Annotated in this window: 15 protein-coding genes; 6 read left to right on the forward strand and 9 right to left on the reverse strand. The window is 56.7% G+C overall.

The window, feature by feature from the left end; translation table 11 throughout:
• Positions 1-220: 220 nt before the first annotated feature.
• The 6 genes from AC05QJ_RS00885 to AC05QJ_RS00910 form a co-directional block, all read right to left on the reverse strand.
• Positions 221-568 carry a copper-binding protein gene (locus tag AC05QJ_RS00885; protein ID WP_011953092.1) on the reverse strand — a complete coding sequence of 116 codons (348 nt, stop codon included), beginning with the start codon at positions 566-568 and terminating at the stop codon, positions 221-223.
• A complete protein-coding gene (locus AC05QJ_RS00890; protein WP_011953091.1) occupies positions 565-3,723 on the reverse strand; it encodes an efflux RND transporter permease subunit in 3,159 nt (1,052 codons plus the stop codon). Before AC05QJ_RS00890 ends, AC05QJ_RS00885 begins: the two co-directional genes overlap by 4 nt.
• Entirely contained in the window at positions 3,720-5,186 is a 1,467-nt protein-coding gene (locus tag AC05QJ_RS00895) for an efflux RND transporter periplasmic adaptor subunit (RefSeq protein WP_011953090.1), read from the reverse strand. The genes AC05QJ_RS00890 and AC05QJ_RS00895 overlap by 4 nt, the downstream gene beginning before the upstream one ends.
• Positions 5,183-6,436, reverse strand: a complete 1,254-nt coding sequence (locus AC05QJ_RS00900; protein ID WP_011953089.1) for a TolC family protein — start codon at positions 6,434-6,436, stop codon at positions 5,183-5,185. The genes AC05QJ_RS00895 and AC05QJ_RS00900 overlap by 4 nt, the downstream gene beginning before the upstream one ends.
• Positions 6,437-6,906: 470 nt before the next feature.
• Complete coding sequence (locus AC05QJ_RS00905; protein ID WP_011953087.1) at positions 6,907-8,313, reverse strand: heavy metal sensor histidine kinase; 1,407 nt, start codon at positions 8,311-8,313, stop codon at positions 6,907-6,909.
• Entirely contained in the window at positions 8,313-8,990 is a 678-nt protein-coding gene (locus AC05QJ_RS00910; protein WP_011953086.1) for a heavy metal response regulator transcription factor, read from the reverse strand. Before AC05QJ_RS00910 ends, AC05QJ_RS00905 begins: the two co-directional genes overlap by 1 nt.
• A gap of 166 nt (positions 8,991-9,156) precedes the next feature.
• On the opposite strand from AC05QJ_RS00910, the gene AC05QJ_RS00915 reads away from it, so the two are divergent.
• The 6 genes from AC05QJ_RS00915 (at position 9,157) to AC05QJ_RS00940 (ending at position 14,181) form a co-directional block, all read left to right on the forward strand.
• Positions 9,157-9,363, forward strand: coding sequence for a co-regulatory protein PtrA N-terminal domain-containing protein (locus AC05QJ_RS00915; protein ID WP_011953085.1), 207 nt, complete (start codon positions 9,157-9,159; stop codon positions 9,361-9,363).
• A gap of 182 nt (positions 9,364-9,545) precedes the next feature.
• Positions 9,546-11,504 (forward strand): copper resistance system multicopper oxidase, encoded by a 1,959-nt coding sequence (locus AC05QJ_RS00920; RefSeq protein WP_012269846.1) that lies wholly within the window; start codon positions 9,546-9,548, stop codon positions 11,502-11,504.
• A 14-nt stretch (positions 11,505-11,518) separates the two neighbouring features.
• Positions 11,519-11,842, forward strand: coding sequence for a hypothetical protein (locus tag AC05QJ_RS00925; protein WP_012269845.1), 324 nt, complete (start codon positions 11,519-11,521; stop codon positions 11,840-11,842).
• A complete protein-coding gene (locus AC05QJ_RS00930) occupies positions 11,832-12,947 on the forward strand; it encodes a copper resistance protein B (RefSeq protein WP_011953082.1) in 1,116 nt (371 codons plus the stop codon). The genes AC05QJ_RS00925 and AC05QJ_RS00930 overlap by 11 nt, the downstream gene beginning before the upstream one ends.
• Before the next feature lie 9 nt (positions 12,948-12,956).
• The gene (locus AC05QJ_RS00935; protein ID WP_011953081.1) at positions 12,957-13,736 is read left to right on the forward strand and encodes a c-type cytochrome; all 780 of its coding nucleotides are present in this window, start codon (positions 12,957-12,959) and stop codon (positions 13,734-13,736) included.
• The gene (locus AC05QJ_RS00940; protein ID WP_011953080.1) at positions 13,726-14,181 is read left to right on the forward strand and encodes a DUF411 domain-containing protein; all 456 of its coding nucleotides are present in this window, start codon (positions 13,726-13,728) and stop codon (positions 14,179-14,181) included. The genes AC05QJ_RS00935 and AC05QJ_RS00940 overlap by 11 nt, the downstream gene beginning before the upstream one ends.
• 97 nt (positions 14,182-14,278) lie before the next feature.
• Here the strand turns inward: AC05QJ_RS00940 and AC05QJ_RS00945 are convergent, their stop codons facing one another.
• The 3 genes from AC05QJ_RS00945 to AC05QJ_RS00955 form a co-directional block, all read right to left on the reverse strand.
• Positions 14,279-14,611, reverse strand: coding sequence for a DUF2790 domain-containing protein (locus AC05QJ_RS00945; RefSeq protein ID WP_011953079.1), 333 nt, complete (start codon positions 14,609-14,611; stop codon positions 14,279-14,281).
• 371 nt (positions 14,612-14,982) lie between these two features.
• Positions 14,983-15,342 carry a histone-like nucleoid-structuring protein, MvaT/MvaU family gene (locus tag AC05QJ_RS00950; protein ID WP_010951431.1) on the reverse strand — a complete coding sequence of 120 codons (360 nt, stop codon included), beginning with the start codon at positions 15,340-15,342 and terminating at the stop codon, positions 14,983-14,985.
• Positions 15,343-15,398: 56 nt separating this feature from the next.
• Positions 15,399-17,315, reverse strand: a complete 1,917-nt coding sequence (locus tag AC05QJ_RS00955) for a TniQ family protein (RefSeq protein ID WP_010951430.1) — start codon at positions 17,313-17,315, stop codon at positions 15,399-15,401.
• Between the last annotated feature and the right edge of the window lie 32 nt (positions 17,316-17,347).

The raw sequence follows: 17,347 nt of genomic DNA on the forward strand, positions 1-17,347 counted from the left end.
TTTCGACCCATATAGATCGTGATGCACGAAGATCTCTGCTCAAACGTCAGCTACTACTCTGATCTGAATGCATCCCGGCTACAGAGCGCAAAGACCAACTAGCGTCCCGAGGCACAGAGCTGAAGGCGGCGCGGTCAGGAATTGCGGCAGCACTTTTTCCAAAGTTTGGCTAAATGACCCTGCCTATCAGCTCTAATAGGCAGGGTTAGAAGTCAATCCGTCACTGCTTGCGAATGCCTACGATCGTCGCTGTGCCCCCATTCATTCGGAAATCGAAGCTGACCTTGTCGCCTACCTTGAGTCCCTTGAGTTGCTGCTCGGTAGCGCTGAAGCCCATGGTCATTGCCGGCCATTTCAGGGCTGATACTGGTCCATGCGCCAAGGTAACTTTACCTGGTTCCAAAGCTTTGATGGTTCCCTCAGCCGATGCAGTCGGAGCCGCCTGGCTGCCTTGGGTCTCGTTGCCTTCCATGGGCATATTCTTCATATCCGTGCCATACATGTCTTGGGCCTGCACCGCCGCCGCAACGGCGAACACCAGGCCAGCGCTGATCAGTAGCTTCTTCATCGGGTTACTCCTGTTTGGGGGTTATCGTGTACAGCGAGTCCGCGGCGCCTGACGAGCCAGTAAGCCGCAGGGATTACAAATAGTGAGAGCAAAGGCGCGGTGAGCATGCCGCCGACCATGGGTACAGCGATCCGGCTCATGACTTCGCTGCCGGTACCGCTACTCCAGAGGATTGGCATCAAGCCTGCGACGATCACTGCTACGGTCATGGCTTTGGGGCGGATGCGCTGCACGGCCCCTTCGCGGATAGCATCCAGAAGCGCAGGTTGCCCCTGCGTACCGTTGCCGTTTCGTTCAGTCCAGGCATTGTTGAGGTAGATCAGCATGATGACTCCAAACTCTGCTGCGACCCCAGCCAAGGCGATAAAACCGACACCCGTGGCCACCGACAGGTTGTAGCCCATCATGTACAGCAGCCATACGCCGCCGGTTAGCGCAAATGGCAAGGTAGCCATGATCAGCAGCGCTTCACCGAGGCGGCCAAACGTGAGGTAGAGAAGGACGAAAATAATGGCCAGCGTCGCCGGTACTACCCATGCTAAGCGCGCATTGGCGCGCTCCAGGTATTCGAACTGCCCGGAATAGCTCAAGCTTATGCCAGGATCGAGCTTCACCTGCTGATCGACTAGCCGGCGCAGGTCGGCAACGACGGAGGACAGGTCCCGTCTCCGCACGTCGATATACACCCAGCCCGAGGGGCGCGCGTTTTCACTCTTGAGCATGGGTGGACCGTCCGCAATACGCACCCGTGCCACGGTTCCCAGTGTGATTCGCCCCCCTTGGCTGGTGTAAATCGGTAGCTGCCGCAGGGCATCAACAGAGTCACGCCACTCCCGTGGGTACCGAACACTGATGGGATATCGCGCCAGGCCTTCTACGGTTTCGCCGATGTTTTCGCCCCCAACGGCGCCGGCAACAATCGCTTGGACATCAGCAATGTTCAGGCCGTAACGCGCTGCGAATTGGCGGTCGATATCCAGATCGATGTAGCGTCCACCGGTTAATCGCTCGGCGAGGGCGGAAGTCACCCCTGGAACCGTTTTGGCCACCTTCTCGATAGCCAGAGTCACCCGGTCGATCTCATTCAAATTGCTGCCGGCAACCTTTACGCCGATCGGGCTTTTGATACCGGTTGCGAGCATGTCGATACGGTTTCGAATCGGTGGGATCCAGATATTGGTTAGCCCAGGTACCTGCACGGTACGGTCCAGCTCTTCGATCAGCTTCTCAGTGGTCATCCCTGCTCGCCACTGATCCTTCGGTTTAAGTCGGACAGTCGTCTCGAACATCTCCAGCGGGGCCGGGTCGGTCGCTGATTCAGCCCGGCCCGCTTTACCGAAGACACTGGCGACCTCCGGTACCGTTCGGATCAGCCGGTCCGTACGTTGCAAAAGCTCAGAGGCTTTCTGCGCCGAAAGACCTGGCAGGGCAGTCGGCATGTACAGCAAATCGCCTTCATCCAGTGGCGGCAAGAATTCGCCGCCGAGCTGGCTCAGGGGCCAGACACTGCTGAGCAAAATCAACAGTGCACCCGCCAACGTGAGCTTTGGCCGGCGTAGAACGATCTCCAATGCTGGGCGATAGAGCCGTATCAGGGTTCGATTGAGTGGGTTGCGCTCTTCTGCCGGTAAACGACCCCGAATCCAGTACCCCATCAGCACGGGTACCAGGGTAACCGAAAGGCCCGCTGCTGCTGCCATTGCATAAGTCTTGGTGAATGCGAGGGGCGCAAACAGCCTTCCCTCCTGAGCCTGCAAGGTGAATACCGGTATGAAGGACAGCGTAATGATCATGAGGCTGAAGAACAGCGCAGGCCCGACCTCGACTGCTGCCTCAGTCATCACTTTCCAATGATCTTCGCCACGCAACGACTTTCCAGGGTGCCACGTATGCCAAGCCTCAACCCGTTTGTGCGCGTTCTCAATCATCACCACAGCGGCGTCCACCATCGCACCGATTGCAATGGCTATGCCCCCAAGCGACATGATGTTGGCGTTGATGCCCTGGTGGCGCATGACGATCAGGGCAATGAGGACACCAACCGGAAGCGAGACGATGGCGACCAACGATGAGCGCAGATGCCAAAGAAATGCAGCGCACACCAGTGCGACCACGATGAACTCTTCAATCAGCTTCTGGCTCAGATTTTCCACAGCACGATCGATCAACTGGCTACGGTCGTAGGTAGTGACCAGCTCGACCCCGGCAGGCAGGCTTTTTTCCAGCGATTCAAGCTTGGATTTGACGTGAGCGATGGCATCTTTCGCATTCTTGCCACTGCGCAGAATTACTACGCCGCCCACCGCTTCGCCCTGTCCATCAAGCTCGCCGATGCCGCGACGTGCCTCAGGGCCCAGCTGTACAGTGGCTACATCGCCCAGTGTTACGGGTATACCCTTCGCAGCCAGGCGCAGGGGAATGGCTCGGAAATCATCGAGTGACTTCAGATAGCCGGAAGCCCTTACCATGAACTCAGCTTCGCCTTGTTCGAGCACGCCGCCACCGGTTTCCTGATTGGCCTTGGCGATGGCGTCCGAAACCTCAACTTGAGTGATTCCCAAGCTGGCCATGCGCAGCGGATCGAGCACTACCTGGTACTGCTTGACCATCCCGCCTATCGTCGCCACTTCGGCAACGTCCGGAAGAGTTTTCAACTCGAAGCGCAGGAACCAGTCCTGAAGGCTGCGCAGCTGTGCCAGGTCATGGGTACCACTGCGGTCCACCAGCGCATACTGGTAGATCCAGCCTACACCAGTGGCATCGGGTCCGAGCACTGGCTTAGCGGACGCCGGTAATCGAGACTGAACCTGGCTTAGGTATTCGAGCACCCTGGACCGCGCCCAATAGAGATCTGTGCCGTCCTCAAACAACACATATACGAAGCTGTCTCCAAATGCTGAAAAGCCCCGCACTGTCTTGGCTCCGGGTACGGAAAGCATTGTGGTGGTCAGGGGATATGTCACCTGATTTTCCACGATCTGCGGTGCCTGCCCTGGGTAGGAGGTGCGGATAATCACCTGCACATCTGACAGGTCAGGCAACGCGTCGATCGGCAAACTGCGCAGAGAGAAAACGCCCCAAGCTACGGCAAACAGTGTTGCCAGCAGGACCAGGACGCGGTTGCCAACCGACCAACGAATCAGGTTCGCGATCATGGCTGGTTCTCCTGCTGGGTTATTTGCTCGATGACCATGCCTTCATCGCGCTCGCGCACTCCAAACCGGATGCGTTCGCCAACCTTGAGTCCGGCAATCAAGCGGGGATCTGCCACAGGGAAAGTCATCGTCATACCAGGCATGCCCAGCGTCACGAACGGTCCATGAGCGATGGTCAGCTGATTACCTTCTATTTGAACGATGCGCCCATTGGCCTGATGTAGAGCCGGCTGTACAGGTTGCGCAAGTGGAGCATCGCCAGCAGTAACGGCCTCGATACCTTTCAAGCTCGCTTCGGAGTCCAGCAGAAACTGCCCGGACGCCACAACGCGCTGGCCCGCCTGAAGGCCTCGCAGCACGACCACCTGGCCAGCACTTTCCTGGCCGAGCACTACTTCCACCGGCCGGAATCGACCTCCGTCTTCTGACACCATTACGAGATCGCGTTTCCCCGTCCGAATGATCGCCTCGGCTGGCACCAGTAGGCTGTCATCCTGTTGCCCGGACGGATGGAGGGAAACCTGCGCGGTCATGCCTGGGCGCAACCGGCCGCCGGGGTTGGGCAGTTCTATACGAAGCCGCAAGGTGCGGCTTTGCAGATCCGCATCAGCCAGCAATGCGGTCAGCTTGCCGGGAACAGGTTCGCCTGGGAACGCTGCCAGATTCGCCTGCACTGCCTGTCCTTCCTGTAGGCCTTGGGCTTGCGCTTCAGGTACTGCGGCCTCAAGCCAGACGTTCGCGATACCATTGATCTTCGCCAACGTTGCACCCGGTGTCATTGTCATGCCTGGCCGCAATTCCAGAGCCTGAAGGACGCCTGCTGTTGGGGCCAAGAGCGTTACCGAATTCTGGACCCTTCCCGTACGGTCAATCCGGTTGATAAGATCGGCAGGCATACCCGCCAGCAGTAGTCGTTGCCGAGCTGCAGCGCGCAATTCATTGTCCCCAGATCGCTGAAGCGCCAGGTACTCTTCCTGCAAGCCCGCCCATTCAGGCGTCAACACATCTGCCAATGGGGCGCCCTTGGCAACCACGTCGCCTGTAGCGCGGCCATAGGTGCGTTCGACGTAGCCACCGGTACGAGCCTGCAGAACGCTAAAATCCCGCTCATCGAAGGTAAGCACGCCGCTCACCTGGAGGGTTCGAGCAAGCTGCCCTTTCGCTACGGTAGCCAGACGGACCCCCAGGTTTTGTTGGAGCCCCTGTGAAACTTGAACTGCGGGGCTCACCTCAGCAGCGGTGCTTTCCTGGTACTTCGGCACCAGTGGCATGTCCATGAAGGGCGACTTGCCCGGTGCTGGAAAGTGCTGCTGGGGGTACATCGGGTCATACCAATACAGCACCTTCTGTAGCGTTTCAGGGGAGGCAGTGGACACCTGCCCACGCTTTGCTAGCTGATAGCCAACGCCACCGCCGATAGCCAACGCGGCCAATACCACAAGGCTGATAGTTGAATTTCTCATGCGCGCACCTCTCCATACGCGAAGTGCAGCCGTGCAGCTGTCGCGGCCAACTGTCCTTGCAGATCGATGTCTTGCAGTCGTGTTTCAACCCGCTGACGTCGAGCGGTGAGAACCTCACTTAAGGGTGATTTACCGGCTCGATAGTCAGCAAGGGCGAGGCGGACTCGATCCTCCGCTAGCGGTAACAATGTTTCACGGCTGCGCTGCACTGCTCGCTGCAATCGCTGGTAATCCGCAAGATCTGTCTCCAGCTGCGCTTTATGCTCACGCAATGCCGCTTCCTGTTCGTCCTCCAGTTGCCGGACTTGTGCGCGACGTGCCGCGATCATCGGGTCCTGCCGTGAGCCAGCGAACAAGGGCAGTTGGAAACTTACCTGCAGGCTCACCATATTGCTGAATTCAGGCCCGCGCCGCTGGTAATCCACCTGCCACCCCCAGTCCGACTTCTTTTCTGCCAAGGCTTGGTGCACTTGAGCTTGTGCTTCCCGCGTAAGGGCGTTGTAGGTCGCCAATTCTGGATGTGCATGTATAGCGTGTAGATAGTCCGGCGCGCTCACTGGCCAGCGCGGAAATGCTTGAGCTTGCGGATCAGCATCCTCTCCAATCCATCGCTTGAGTGCAGCCCGTGCCTGAGCGGCCTGTGTGAGCAGAACATCTTTTTGCTCATCGAGTTGCGCAGCTTCCTGGTCAGGAGCAAGTGCGTCGGCCGTCGCGCCGGTACCGCCGGCCAGGCGTGCGCGGATTGCTGCGGCCAACAGACGGTTTTCTTTGTAGAAGTCCTCAAACTGCTGCAGTTTCCGTTGAACGGTGTACGCCGCGACCCAAGCTTGGGCTGTGGCAGCACGCACTTTTAAGCGCTCGAACACCGCCTCTGCATCGGCTCGCTCAACGCTCGCTCGTGCCGTCTCAACTCGTGCCTCCCGCTTGTCCCGGTTTGGTACTTCCTGGGAGAGGCCGACAACCTGCATCGTCATGAAATCGCGGTTCATGCTCCAACGATCACTGCCGTCAACAGGAAGGTTCTGCACTCCTAGGTTGAGACGTGGATCAGGCAGCTCGCCTGCTGGGATCACAGCGTGTCGAGCGGCCGTCATTTGCTCTTGCCTGGCCTGGAGGATGGGGGCATTGCGTTCGGCAAGTTGAAGCGCTTCCTCCAGAGACAACGGTGTAGCCTGAGCCGGTAACGTCGACAACAGGCTGATCAGAGCGGCCAGACATGCCATCCCTAATCGGTAACGTGGGGGAGTCATGGAAATGATTCCTCAAAAAATCAGCGCGCAAGCGCATGCCATCATCCGGCTGCAAAACAGGACGATGGGGTGAATTTAAGAGGTAATCAGGCGCGGGGTGGCCGCCAAGGGTCAGGAGGCGCCCTGTTTACGAGGCTCACCGCATAGGTATCTACTGGCCTAGGCGCAGAATAGGTGAGCGTGGGGTTAATTATTTCGACCTGAACTGTGCTCGCGGTTCTACACTCCTGGCCCACTTTGCAGGCTTTGGAGTGGTCGGCAGCTGATCCTGGATCAGTATCCTGGCAACAATCGTGATCCATCCCCGCCATCATCTCCATCCCCATGGTTTGCATGGGGCATGGTTCAATGGCTGAGTCGACTCCCGCCATGCCGTTGAGAGGAAGCGATGCGATTAGAAGCAGGATGGTGAACAGTCGTAGGAGCCGGTTCATGATGGCCGAGTATAGGTTACACGCATGAAATGAGCATTAAGCCGTTTGAGGCTTGGAAGTGGATTGTTTGGCGTGCGGCAGAGCGATGTGAAAACTCGTCACGCCGTCAGCGGAGGTACACCAAATTCGCCCACCATGAGCCTCGATGATCGAACGCGTTATGGCCAGACCCAAGCCGGCGTTGCTTGGGCTTCCTTCCCGCCTTGCAGGGTCAGCGCGATAGAACCGGTCGAAGATTTTGTTGATATGTTCCGGATCAATCGTGGCCCCATTGTTCTGGACGGACAGGTTCACTTGATCAGCCGCCTCGACAATCCGGACGGCGATATCGTGGCCTTCGGGGGTATAGCGCAAAGCGTTGGATAGAATGTTGGAAACCGCCCGGTCAATCATTAGCCGGTCACCACGGATCGTACCTTCGCCTTGAAGGGCAAGCCGAATGCTTCGGTCTTCGGCTGCAAGCTGGTAGTACTCAATCAGTCTGGACACTAGCCCGACCAGATCGATATCAACCTGCTCGGGGATGATCAAGCCGTTATCAGCTTTTGCCAGGAACAGCATGTCATCGATCATGCGCGACATGCGCTTGAGGTCTTCAAGATTGGAGTAGAGGTTGTCTTCGTAGGCATCGAGGTCGCGTTTTTTGGTCAGAACGACTTCGGTATGCGTCAGAAGATTACTTACCGGAGTCCGCAGCTCATGTGCGATGTCGGCTGAGAAGTTTGATAGCCGGACGAACGCGTCTTCCAGGCGTGCAAGCATTCCGTTGAAGGAGAGGATCAGCTCCTGCAATTCAAGCGGCACGGGCTCCAATGGAATTCGCTCGCGAAGGGACCGGGCAGACATGGATGTCGCCACCTTGGTGATCTGCCCAACCGGCCGAAGACCGCTCTTGGCCACGATCCACCCCAATCCTGCACTAACCAGAGCGCTGATGACCAAGCCAATGCCGAACCACCATTGCAGCGTCTTGAAAAAGTGGGCATGGCTGGTGACATCCAGCATCAACATGACTGTTACCGGCGCCTGCGCCTGCGCTATAGCCAGTTGAGAGGTAATCCCCCGGAAGTTCCGCGAGTCGATTTGCCAGTCCCAAACGGCGCCAGAAGAGGCCTGCTTAAAGCGCTCAGGGATGCGGGATGCCTTGGAGTCCGAGAACAGGACAGTACCGTCAGCATCAAGAATCTCCGCAGAAAGGTCCTGATGAGCCCCCAACAAAGCACGCAGTTGAGGCTCCTGATCCTCAAGTTCATCACGTGCTGCTGAAAGTGAAAGGATGTGCCGGGTGGATTCGAGTTTCTCGGCCAGGGCTTGCTCATCCAGCATCTGGAAATGGTGCTGACTGAGCATGTAGAAGCTCACGCCGGCAACGACCAATACGGCGATGACCGCGAACATGAACATGAGGGTAAGGCGTTTAACGAGCGACGATTGGGCGCGCATTACTCGGGAACATCCATCAGATAGCCCATGCCACGAACTGTATGTATGAGCTTGGGGGCGAAATCGTCATCAATCTTGGCCCGCAACCTACGAACAGCAACCTCGATCACGTTAGTGTCGCTGTCGAAGTTCATATCCCACACCTGCGATGCGATCAGGGACTTCGGCAGTACCTCGCCGCGTCGGCGCATGAGTAGTTCCAGTAAGGAGAACTCCTTGGCTGTGAGGTCGATCCGCTTGCCATTTCGGGTGGCCCGGCGCTTAAGCAGGTCTACCTCCAGGTCAGCCATCTTCATAGTGGTCTGAGCATAGCCACTGCTGCCTCTTCGCAGCAAAGTGCGCACACGCGCTAGCAGTTCCGAGAATGCAAAGGGTTTGACCAGGTAATCGTCAGCCCCGAGTTCTAACCCTTTCACGCGATCGTCCACGCCATCACGGGCCGTCAAAAACAAGACTGGGACCTCTTTCCCTGCCGCACGTACCATCCGCAGCACCTCCCAGCCGTCTAGCCCCGGCATCATTACATCAAGAATCAGCAGGTCATACGCCTCGCTCAAAGCGTATTGCAGCGCGTCGGTCCCTGTGACCACACGATCGACGGTAAAGCCTGCCTCCGTCAGCCCTTGCTGCAGGTAGGCCCCGATTTTTGGCTCATCTTCGGCTACGAGTAATTTCATCTGCTGCGCCCCCTTGGATGCCCTTCAGTGTGCAGCAAAAAAGGCACCCAACCAGAAGCTGACGGAAAAGTAATGTCGGGCTCAGCTTGCTGACAGTGCCGGGTAGCTAGCTTGAGCACTGTGAACGGCGCCAATCAGGCGAAACTGACCCTTAGAGGAAACGCAAATGAACATGATCAAAGCGATTGTGATGGTAGTCACCTTCGGCATGGCGAGCCTCGCCCTGGCTGAAGGCGGCGCGGATCGCACCTTCGCCAGGATGGAAGCTGCACGTGCATCTTCCATGCAGGCTTACCAGGTTGCTCAGGAGAAAAAAGCAGAGGCTCCTGTTACCGCCCAAAGCCAAAAGCACCCCGGCCACGAGAGCTGCTGAGCTTAGCTTACAGAAATGTAATCACCCCGGAATCTGAACTATGTCAGCTTTCGGGGTATTGCCTCCCGCAATCCTTGTGCTTTGGCGAAAGTCTACGAGGCTTGGGGGAGCTCAATTGAAACCAGATGGCTGCGGATCCCGCAGTCTGGATATCAGCGATCTACCTGATTGGACGCAACGGCATGCAAAGCAAAACCACGAGACGTTCATTCGTCAAAGGCCTGGCTGCTACCGGACTACTGGGTGGGCTGGGCATGTGGCGCGCGCCGGTCTGGGCCGTAACCAGCCCTGGCCAGCCTAACGTACTGACCGGCACCGATTTTGACCTGTACATCGGGGAGCTCCCGGTGAACATTACCGGGGCAGCTCGAACGGCGATGGCCATCAACGGTTCGCTGCCAGGACCAATACTCCGTTGGCGCGAAGGCGACACGGTCACGCTACGGGTTCGCAACCGCTTGAAGCAGGACACGTCCATCCACTGGCACGGCATCATCCTGCCGGCGAATATGGACGGCGTGCCGGGTCTAAGCTTCCATGGCATCGCTCCCGACGGCATGTACGAGTACAAGTTCAAGGTCCACCAGAACGGCACCTACTGGTACCACAGCCATTCGGGCTTCCAGGAGCAGGTCGGTGTTTACGGTGCGCTGGTGATTGATGCCAAGGATCCAGAGCCTTTCACCTACGATCGTGACTATGTCGTCATGCTGAGTGATTGGACCGACGAAGACCCGGCGCGGGTTATGTCCAAGCTCAAAAAACAGTCGGACTATTACAACTTCCACAAGCGCACCGTTGGCGACTTCGTCGACGACGTGAGCGAGAAAGGTTGGTCTGCTGCTGTGGCCGATCGAAAGATGTGGGCCGAGATGAAGATGAGCCCAACCGATCTCGCTGACGTGAGCGGGCACACCTACACCTACCTCATGAACGGCCAGGCGCCAAATGGGAACTGGACGGGAATCTTCAAGCCAGGGGAGAAAATCCGGCTTCGCTTTATCAATGGCTCGGCGATGACCTATTTCGACGTGCGGATCCCCGGCTTGAAAATGACGGTTGTCGCAGCCGACGGTCAGTACGTTAAGCCAGTGTCGATCGATGAATTCCGGATTGCCGTTGCTGAAACCTACGATGTCATTGTCGAGCCTGAAAACGAGCAGGCTTACACCATCTTTGCTCAATCCATGGATCGCACCGGCTATTCAAGGGGTACCTTGGCTGTCCGTGAGGGCCTGCAGGCACCGGTGCCGGCTGTAGATCCAAGGCCTCTCATCTCCATGAGTGATATGGGGATGGACCACGGCAGCATGGGTGGCATGGATCACGGCAGCATGGCCGGTATGGACCACAGCAAGATGGCTGGCATGGACCACGGCAGCATGGCCGGTATGGACCATAGCAAGATGGCTGGCATGGACCACGGCAGCATGGCCGGTATGGACCATAGCAAGATGGCTGGCATGGACCACGGCAGCATGGCCGGTATGGACCATAGCAAGATGGCTGGCATGGACCACGGCAGCATGGCCGGTATGGACCATAGCAAGATGGCTGGCATGGACCACGGCAACATGACCGGTATGGACCAAAGCAATATGGCCGCCAGCGGTGCCATGCAGAACCATCCCGCCTCCGAAACAAACAACCCTCTGGTCGATATGCAGACCATGACCCCTACGCCAAAGCTGAGCGATCCGGGGATCGGGCTTCGCGATAACGGGCGTCGGGTTCTCACGTATTCGGATTTGCGTAGCACCTTCATCGACCCTGACGGCCGGGAACCTGGCCGGACAATCGAACTGCACCTTACCGGGCATATGGAAAAGTTCGCTTGGTCCTTCGATGGGATCAAGTTTTCTGACGCAGAGCCGCTGCGGCTCAAGTACGGCGAGCGCCTGCGTATTACCTTGGTCAACGACACCATGATGACTCACCCCATCCATCTGCACGGCATGTGGAGTGACCTGGAGGATGAGGACGGCAATTTCATGGTGCGAAAACACACGATCGATATGCCGCCTGGCTCGAAACGAAGCTATCGCGTAACCGCAGATGCACTCGGGCGCTGGGCCTATCACTGTCACCTCATGTACCACATGGAGATGGGCATGTTCCGAGAAGTCCGCGTGGACGAATGAACTGGAGATACGAGATGAGCAAACCAATGAAACGAAGCGCCTTTTTCCTCTCTGCCGCGATGGTTGGCCTGCTCGCGGTGTACGCCCCGTCTTCCTGGTCCAGTGACAACCATGATCAGCACTCTCAAAAGTCGTCCAACGCGGCGCAATCGAACGGCTCGAAGAGCAAGCAAGCCCAGGGCATGAACCATGAAGGCATGGATCACGGCTCCATGAAAGGCATGGATCATGGCTCTATGGAGGGCATGGATCATGGTTCCATGGAAGGAATGGATCACAGCAAAATGATGGAATCGCATGGCAGCGACAAAGCTAAGGCAGGGAAAAATGGCCAATAGCGTTGCACGACCATCGCTGCTGGCATTCGCCGTTTCTTTAGGTGTGCTGGGCGTTTCGCCCAGCTTCGCCGCTGAAATGGATCATTCCGGAATGGACCACTCGGCAATGGGCCACGGTGCCATGCAGATGGACCACGCCTCATCACAGGCTGCGATGCCGGGCATGGACCACAGCCAGATGGGCGCGAGCAAGCAACCCACGCAACCTGCACCCGTTGATCACAGCAAAATGGGCCATGGCCAGCCCAAAGCGAAACCCGCCTCGATGGACCACAGCAAGATGGACCATGGAAGCATGAAAGGCATGGATCACGGGTCCATGGAAGGCATGGATCATGGCGCGATGGGTCATTCCACGATGGGAAACGGGAACGCTGATTCGCCGACCCCGACCAGCCGTACGCCAATCCCGGTGCTGACTGATGCCGACCGGCAGGCTGCCTTCCCCCCGCTTGACGGGCACAAAATGGATGACAGCGGGTTCAACAGCTTTTTCTTGCTAGACCAACTGGAATACCAAGATGCCGATGAAGGTAGCACGCTTGCTTGGGATGCATCCGGCTGGGTGGGCGGCGATATCAATAGGCTCTGGATTCGCTCGGAAGGTGAACGAACCAATGGTGTGACTGAAGATGCTGAGCTGCAGCTCCTCTATGGCCGCTCGGTAAGCCCGTGGTGGGATGTTGTCGCCGGCGTCCGGCAGGATTTCAAACCGGAGGATCCGCAGACCTGGGCTGCGTTCGGTATTCAGGGCCTGGCCCTGTATGACTTCGAAGCTGAAGCCACCGCCTTTATCGGCGAGAACGGTCAAACCGCTGCCCGTCTGGAGGGCGAGTACGACATCTTGCTAACCAATCGTTTAATTCTTCAGCCAACCGCTGAGGCCAACTTTTATGGCAAGAACGACCCGGAACGCGGCGTCGGCTCTGGCCTGGCAAACACCGAAGTCGGGCTGCGGTTACGGTACGAGATTGTTCGCCAGTTCGCGCCATACATAGGTGTCACCTGGAGCCGTTCCTACGGCAAAACCGCCGATTTCATTCGGGATGAAGGCGGGGACGTGGACGAAGCTCGTTTTGTGGCCGGTATTCGGATGTGGTTTTGAGAACTCAACATGAAAAAAACAATTACAACGCTGGTGGCGGCAGGTGCTGTTACTAGCGCAGCAGTGCTAGGTGCTGCTTACTTCGGTCTCGTGAACGTTGGTGCGGACGACCCACACTTCCCCGCTGTGCATGCGTTTTTGGCCATGGCGCGGGATCGCTCGATTGAAGTCCGAGCAAGCGACATTGAGGTGCCAAACCTTAAAGATCCTGCTCTCATCCAAGCAGGGGCAGGCAACTACAACGCCATGTGTATCGGTTGCCACCTCGCGCCAGGGGTGGAGAAAACTGAACTCAGCCAAGCCCTATACCCATCCCCACCAAACCTCACCGAGATAGGTGTAAGCGGTGACCCTGCTGCTGCGTTTTGGACCATCAAGCACGGTATCAAAGCGACAGGCATGCCAGCCTGGGGTAAGAGCATGGACGACCAGTACATCTGGGGAATCGTCGCGTTCCTGGACCAGCTACCGCAACTCAATGCTGAGCAGTACCAGATGATGGTCGCTTCCAGTGGTGGTCACCAACATGGCGGTGGCGAAAGCGATATGCATAACCATGAAGGCCAACACGGTGGTGCGAAATCAGGTCATGGAAATCATGATGATTCCGCAGCAAACGGCGTGGCTGAGGAAAGTCATGATCATGGCAGTTCGCATTCGGAGTCTTCATCAGTAGCGGAGCACCACGGTGAACACGAGTCCGGCGAGGCGCACTCGGACCACCACACAGGTTCTACTCCCAAAACCCATGTGCACAAAGACGGGAAGGAGCACACTCATGACAAGTAAGCGCCGCTTCCTCGGTTTAAGTACCGCAGCGTCACTTCTAATCGCCTCAGCCGCCTTTGCTGCGGAGCCCCTGACTATCGATGTGCACCGGGACGCTAATTGCGGTTGCTGTAAGAAATGGATAGCGCACTTGGAGGCAAACGGCTTCAAGGTCGTCGACCACGTTGAAACGGACATGAGGGCGGTGAAGCAAGAGCTAGGAGTAGCTCCGAGGCTGGCTTCGTGTCACACCGCGGTTATCGATGGCAAGTTTGTGGAAGGTCACGTCCCCGCAGCCCAGGTGCAGGAGCTCATAAAGCGCAACGACCTGGCAGGCGTCGCGGTACCTGGCATGCCCGCTGGCTCACCAGGTATGGAGGTTGATGGCATGAAACACGCCTATCAAGTCATCGGCCTCACCAAGAGTGGGGACGATCAAGTAGTTGCCAGTTATCCTGACACGTAATGCAAGATGCCCCGGGGGAAGGGCTTCTGCCGGCCAGCCGACCAGCTGCAGCGCTGGTCGTGGTCAGCTTACTCCAAGACTTACCCTGTCCCTTCGGTCAGTTTTGACCTCTACAGTTAATTCCAGCAGAGCGATATTCGAGGATTTTCAACTCACCTGTTGAGTCCTCGTAATTCATCTGTGTCGGCATCACGTCGCAGCTACCTTTGAGCGAAGTCATACTGATAACTCTCGCCACATCCAGTTTCATTCCGTAGCGATAATGGATCACTTCAGGTGGTTTTTTTCCATTGGCAGCGGCGTAGGCACGCATTGCTTGCTCATTTGCCTGAATCATCTTTCCGTGTAAGCGATCAGATCCTCCTTCAGCTAAAGCGGATGAGGAGGCGATTACGAGCATGAGGGCGGCAATGCTTTTAGCGGTGTTCATTTCTGTTACTCCATGAAGACATGAGTGAAGCTTACCGACTGGGAGCTGTCATCCACGTGATCCAGGAATTACATGTTTGTAAGCAGGCTATCGATAATGATGGCTCTGAATACACGTGAAAGCCGCGTCGTTTCAGGCTGCGACAGTTTTAATTCTCTAGCGAATCAGTCTGAACCGGCGTTTTGGGTGATTGCGACAGTTTTGCGTTTCCTCTCCAAATGGCTGCAGGCCGCGAAAGACGGGACCCTCTAGCGACAGTTTTAATTCTCTAAATCCACCACCCGCAGAAAATTTCGTCACGCCCCAGAATGGGAATTTGCATTCGGGGCGCACCACGATTCATCTCGTGCCAGAAGCCGCCTGCAGTGCAATCAATTGGCGAGCCAAGACTCGACTACCTCAGCGCCATACTCGTTTTTCCAGGCCTTAAGCGTACGCTGATTACCACCCTTGGTCTCAACAACCTCTCCGCTGTGTGGATTCTTGTAGACCTTCACTTCGCGTGGTTTCCGAGAGGTTTTTGGGGCCATATCAGTGGAAGCCACCGCTTGCGGATCGAGGATCAGCACCACTTGGCGCAGGCCGTAGCCATACTCGTTGAGCAAACTGCGCAGCTTCGTTTCAAATTCCATTTCCTGCTTCAGGGCAGAGTCATTTTTCAGCGCTTCCAGCTCCGCCAGTTGGGCTGCGAGCTGTTGTTCGAGCAGGCGGAATTCAGCGAGACGGGACATAAGATTCTCCAAAATGGGTTCGATGATTTTAGCAATCAAGAAAGAAAGCGTGCTAACTATCTTGATCCCACATGCCTGAATCGGCAATCACGAGGCTGAGCGATCGGTGTGGATAAAAACGTGATGGCTTCAGGATCGTCGATCTGGGCGGCTTCACTTGCGAGGTAATCGATCAGCTTTTTGCTTCTTACCCAAACGTACTGCCGGCAAGCCGCGTTTGGAATGGATGGCCCCGCAACGGGGCGAAACCTGGCCTCCCAAAGGTGCTTGAACGCCTCCCTGGTCGACTTCCCCAAATACACCGCAATCTCCGGTCCCAAGATATAGCCACGCCTGAATCTGTCGATGGCTTGAGGCTTAACCATCAATTGCGTACGCCGGCCTCGTTCGACAGCAGTGCTCCATAGCAGACCCAGTCGAACGAACGCGTATGCGCATTGTTCTTTGACGCCTAACAGCGCAGCAGCCTTGACTACCGACAGGCCGGGAAAGACCGGACTCTTGTTCTCAGCTCGGGCTTGTTGCCACGCTGCAAAATCTTGCGGCTTGAGTAACCACGCCCCTACCGCAACCGAGCCATTCTCAGCTGGGCCGTAAGCGCGAAGTTCACCTGCACGTATTGCCTGAACCAACTCGACCAACCCACCCCCCTTGGGCAGAGAATGCTTGGCCAAGTAGTTGATCGACACCAGGCTCTGGTCAGAGCTGGTAGGCAGCTTCTCATCAATCAATTCGTTGATCGAGCGGCAGTCAATCAGCCACCTTTCGCCTGGGCGCGGTTCTCCACCAAAGAACTGGAGGGTACCACCAGCTAGCAGCTGCCTAACCCGATTGCGACAGAGGCTTAGCAAAGTCGAGGTTTCTTTCATATCAGCCACGCCCTGGAGATGCTGCGAGATTGCCTTCAAATGATCCAGGTCCACGACCGTAAAGACTCGATCTTCATGGACCTTCTCCCGATAGGCGATTTGTCCCTCCTGATGAAGGCGTTTTATGACTGATACCCCGAGACCACAAGCTTCAGCAGCAGAATCGAACGACACCCAACGATGTCTCTCAATCGTCTCCTCACTCAAATTGCGATTTCGCTTCGCTAACGGTGCTTCCCACGCATGCTGCAGAAATGATTCGAACTCTCGACGAAGAAAGTCAAAACAAGAGTCATCCAGATCACGGTGGATGTCGTGGTATATCGGGCCGAACGATCTGCTGAGCGTCCAATGTTCGTTATCGGAATGGACTGCCTTGAGGCCACTCAGCAGTTCTCTGAATGCGAGAGGCCAGTTCATGAGAACCACGCCCGCCGCGTTTGCCATAAGCCGCGATATCTCTAGCGAACCCGAATCAGCAACCTTCAGCGGCTGGGTTCTTTCCGTAGGCAAACTTCTGACAGCGAGACGCGATGACAACTCGTGAAACTGTTCGTAGGTGAGGGCCGCCAATCCCGCGTCAGCTGGCAACGAGTCGGCGTAAAACCTATCTTCAAAGCCAGAGGTGAGCCAGGCGGCCGTATCACTCGCCGGCGCGATCTCAAAATTGGTCCCACTCAATGAGGTGCCACACGCTTGGCAACTATTCGCACTCATTGCGCTTGGATCGGTTTCCTTCAGACAGTTGGGGCACCGCCCGTGGAGTTCAGTGCCGTGGACAGAACACGTCGTAACCAGGGTCAAGCCCCAGCTTTCTCTCCAATAACCGGCTTCGCCCAAACAGATCGGACAGTAACGAGCGTGATGAGTCGTCCATAACTTGACCCCCTTGGGCCTTGGATCACGAAACTCAGCAGATACCGCAGGCCAGCTCAGTGGTCCTTCCATCATCTGCAGCCAGTCCGCAACATCGGTCTCGTCGGCTCGTGCAAAGGCGGTGAGCAGTTCCTTTCTGGGTAATCCGTTGGCTTTCGCCAGGCGCTGCAGGTACCCCAAAAGACTTTCGTCTTGGTGTGGTCGTGGGTTGATTAAAAGACCAAACATTCCTACACATCCATGAAATCGAAGACATAAAA

The sequence above is a fragment of the Pseudomonas sp. TUM25319 genome (assembly GCF_056388475.1).

Coding starts and splice junctions, on each gene's coding strand:
- AC05QJ_RS00885 (WP_011953092.1), bottom strand. CDS start 568: ATGAAGAAGCTACTGATCAGCGCTGGCCTGGTGTTCGCCGTTGCGGCG.
- AC05QJ_RS00890 (WP_011953091.1), bottom strand. CDS start 3,723: ATGATCGCGAACCTGATTCGTTGGTCGGTTGGCAACCGCGTCCTGGTC.
- AC05QJ_RS00895 (WP_011953090.1), bottom strand. CDS start 5,186: ATGAGAAATTCAACTATCAGCCTTGTGGTATTGGCCGCGTTGGCTATC.
- AC05QJ_RS00900 (WP_011953089.1), bottom strand. CDS start 6,436: ATGACTCCCCCACGTTACCGATTAGGGATGGCATGTCTGGCCGCTCTG.
- AC05QJ_RS00905 (WP_011953087.1), bottom strand. CDS start 8,313: ATGCGCGCCCAATCGTCGCTCGTTAAACGCCTTACCCTCATGTTCATG.
- AC05QJ_RS00910 (WP_011953086.1), bottom strand. CDS start 8,990: ATGAAATTACTCGTAGCCGAAGATGAGCCAAAAATCGGGGCCTACCTG.
- AC05QJ_RS00915 (WP_011953085.1), top strand. CDS start 9,157: ATGAACATGATCAAAGCGATTGTGATGGTAGTCACCTTCGGCATGGCG.
- AC05QJ_RS00920 (WP_012269846.1), top strand. CDS start 9,546: ATGCAAAGCAAAACCACGAGACGTTCATTCGTCAAAGGCCTGGCTGCT.
- AC05QJ_RS00925 (WP_012269845.1), top strand. CDS start 11,519: ATGAGCAAACCAATGAAACGAAGCGCCTTTTTCCTCTCTGCCGCGATG.
- AC05QJ_RS00930 (WP_011953082.1), top strand. CDS start 11,832: ATGGCCAATAGCGTTGCACGACCATCGCTGCTGGCATTCGCCGTTTCT.
- AC05QJ_RS00935 (WP_011953081.1), top strand. CDS start 12,957: ATGAAAAAAACAATTACAACGCTGGTGGCGGCAGGTGCTGTTACTAGC.
- AC05QJ_RS00940 (WP_011953080.1), top strand. CDS start 13,726: ATGACAAGTAAGCGCCGCTTCCTCGGTTTAAGTACCGCAGCGTCACTT.
- AC05QJ_RS00945 (WP_011953079.1), bottom strand. CDS start 14,611: ATGAACACCGCTAAAAGCATTGCCGCCCTCATGCTCGTAATCGCCTCC.
- AC05QJ_RS00950 (WP_010951431.1), bottom strand. CDS start 15,342: ATGTCCCGTCTCGCTGAATTCCGCCTGCTCGAACAACAGCTCGCAGCC.
- AC05QJ_RS00955 (WP_010951430.1), bottom strand. CDS start 17,315: ATGTTTGGTCTTTTAATCAACCCACGACCACACCAAGACGAAAGTCTT.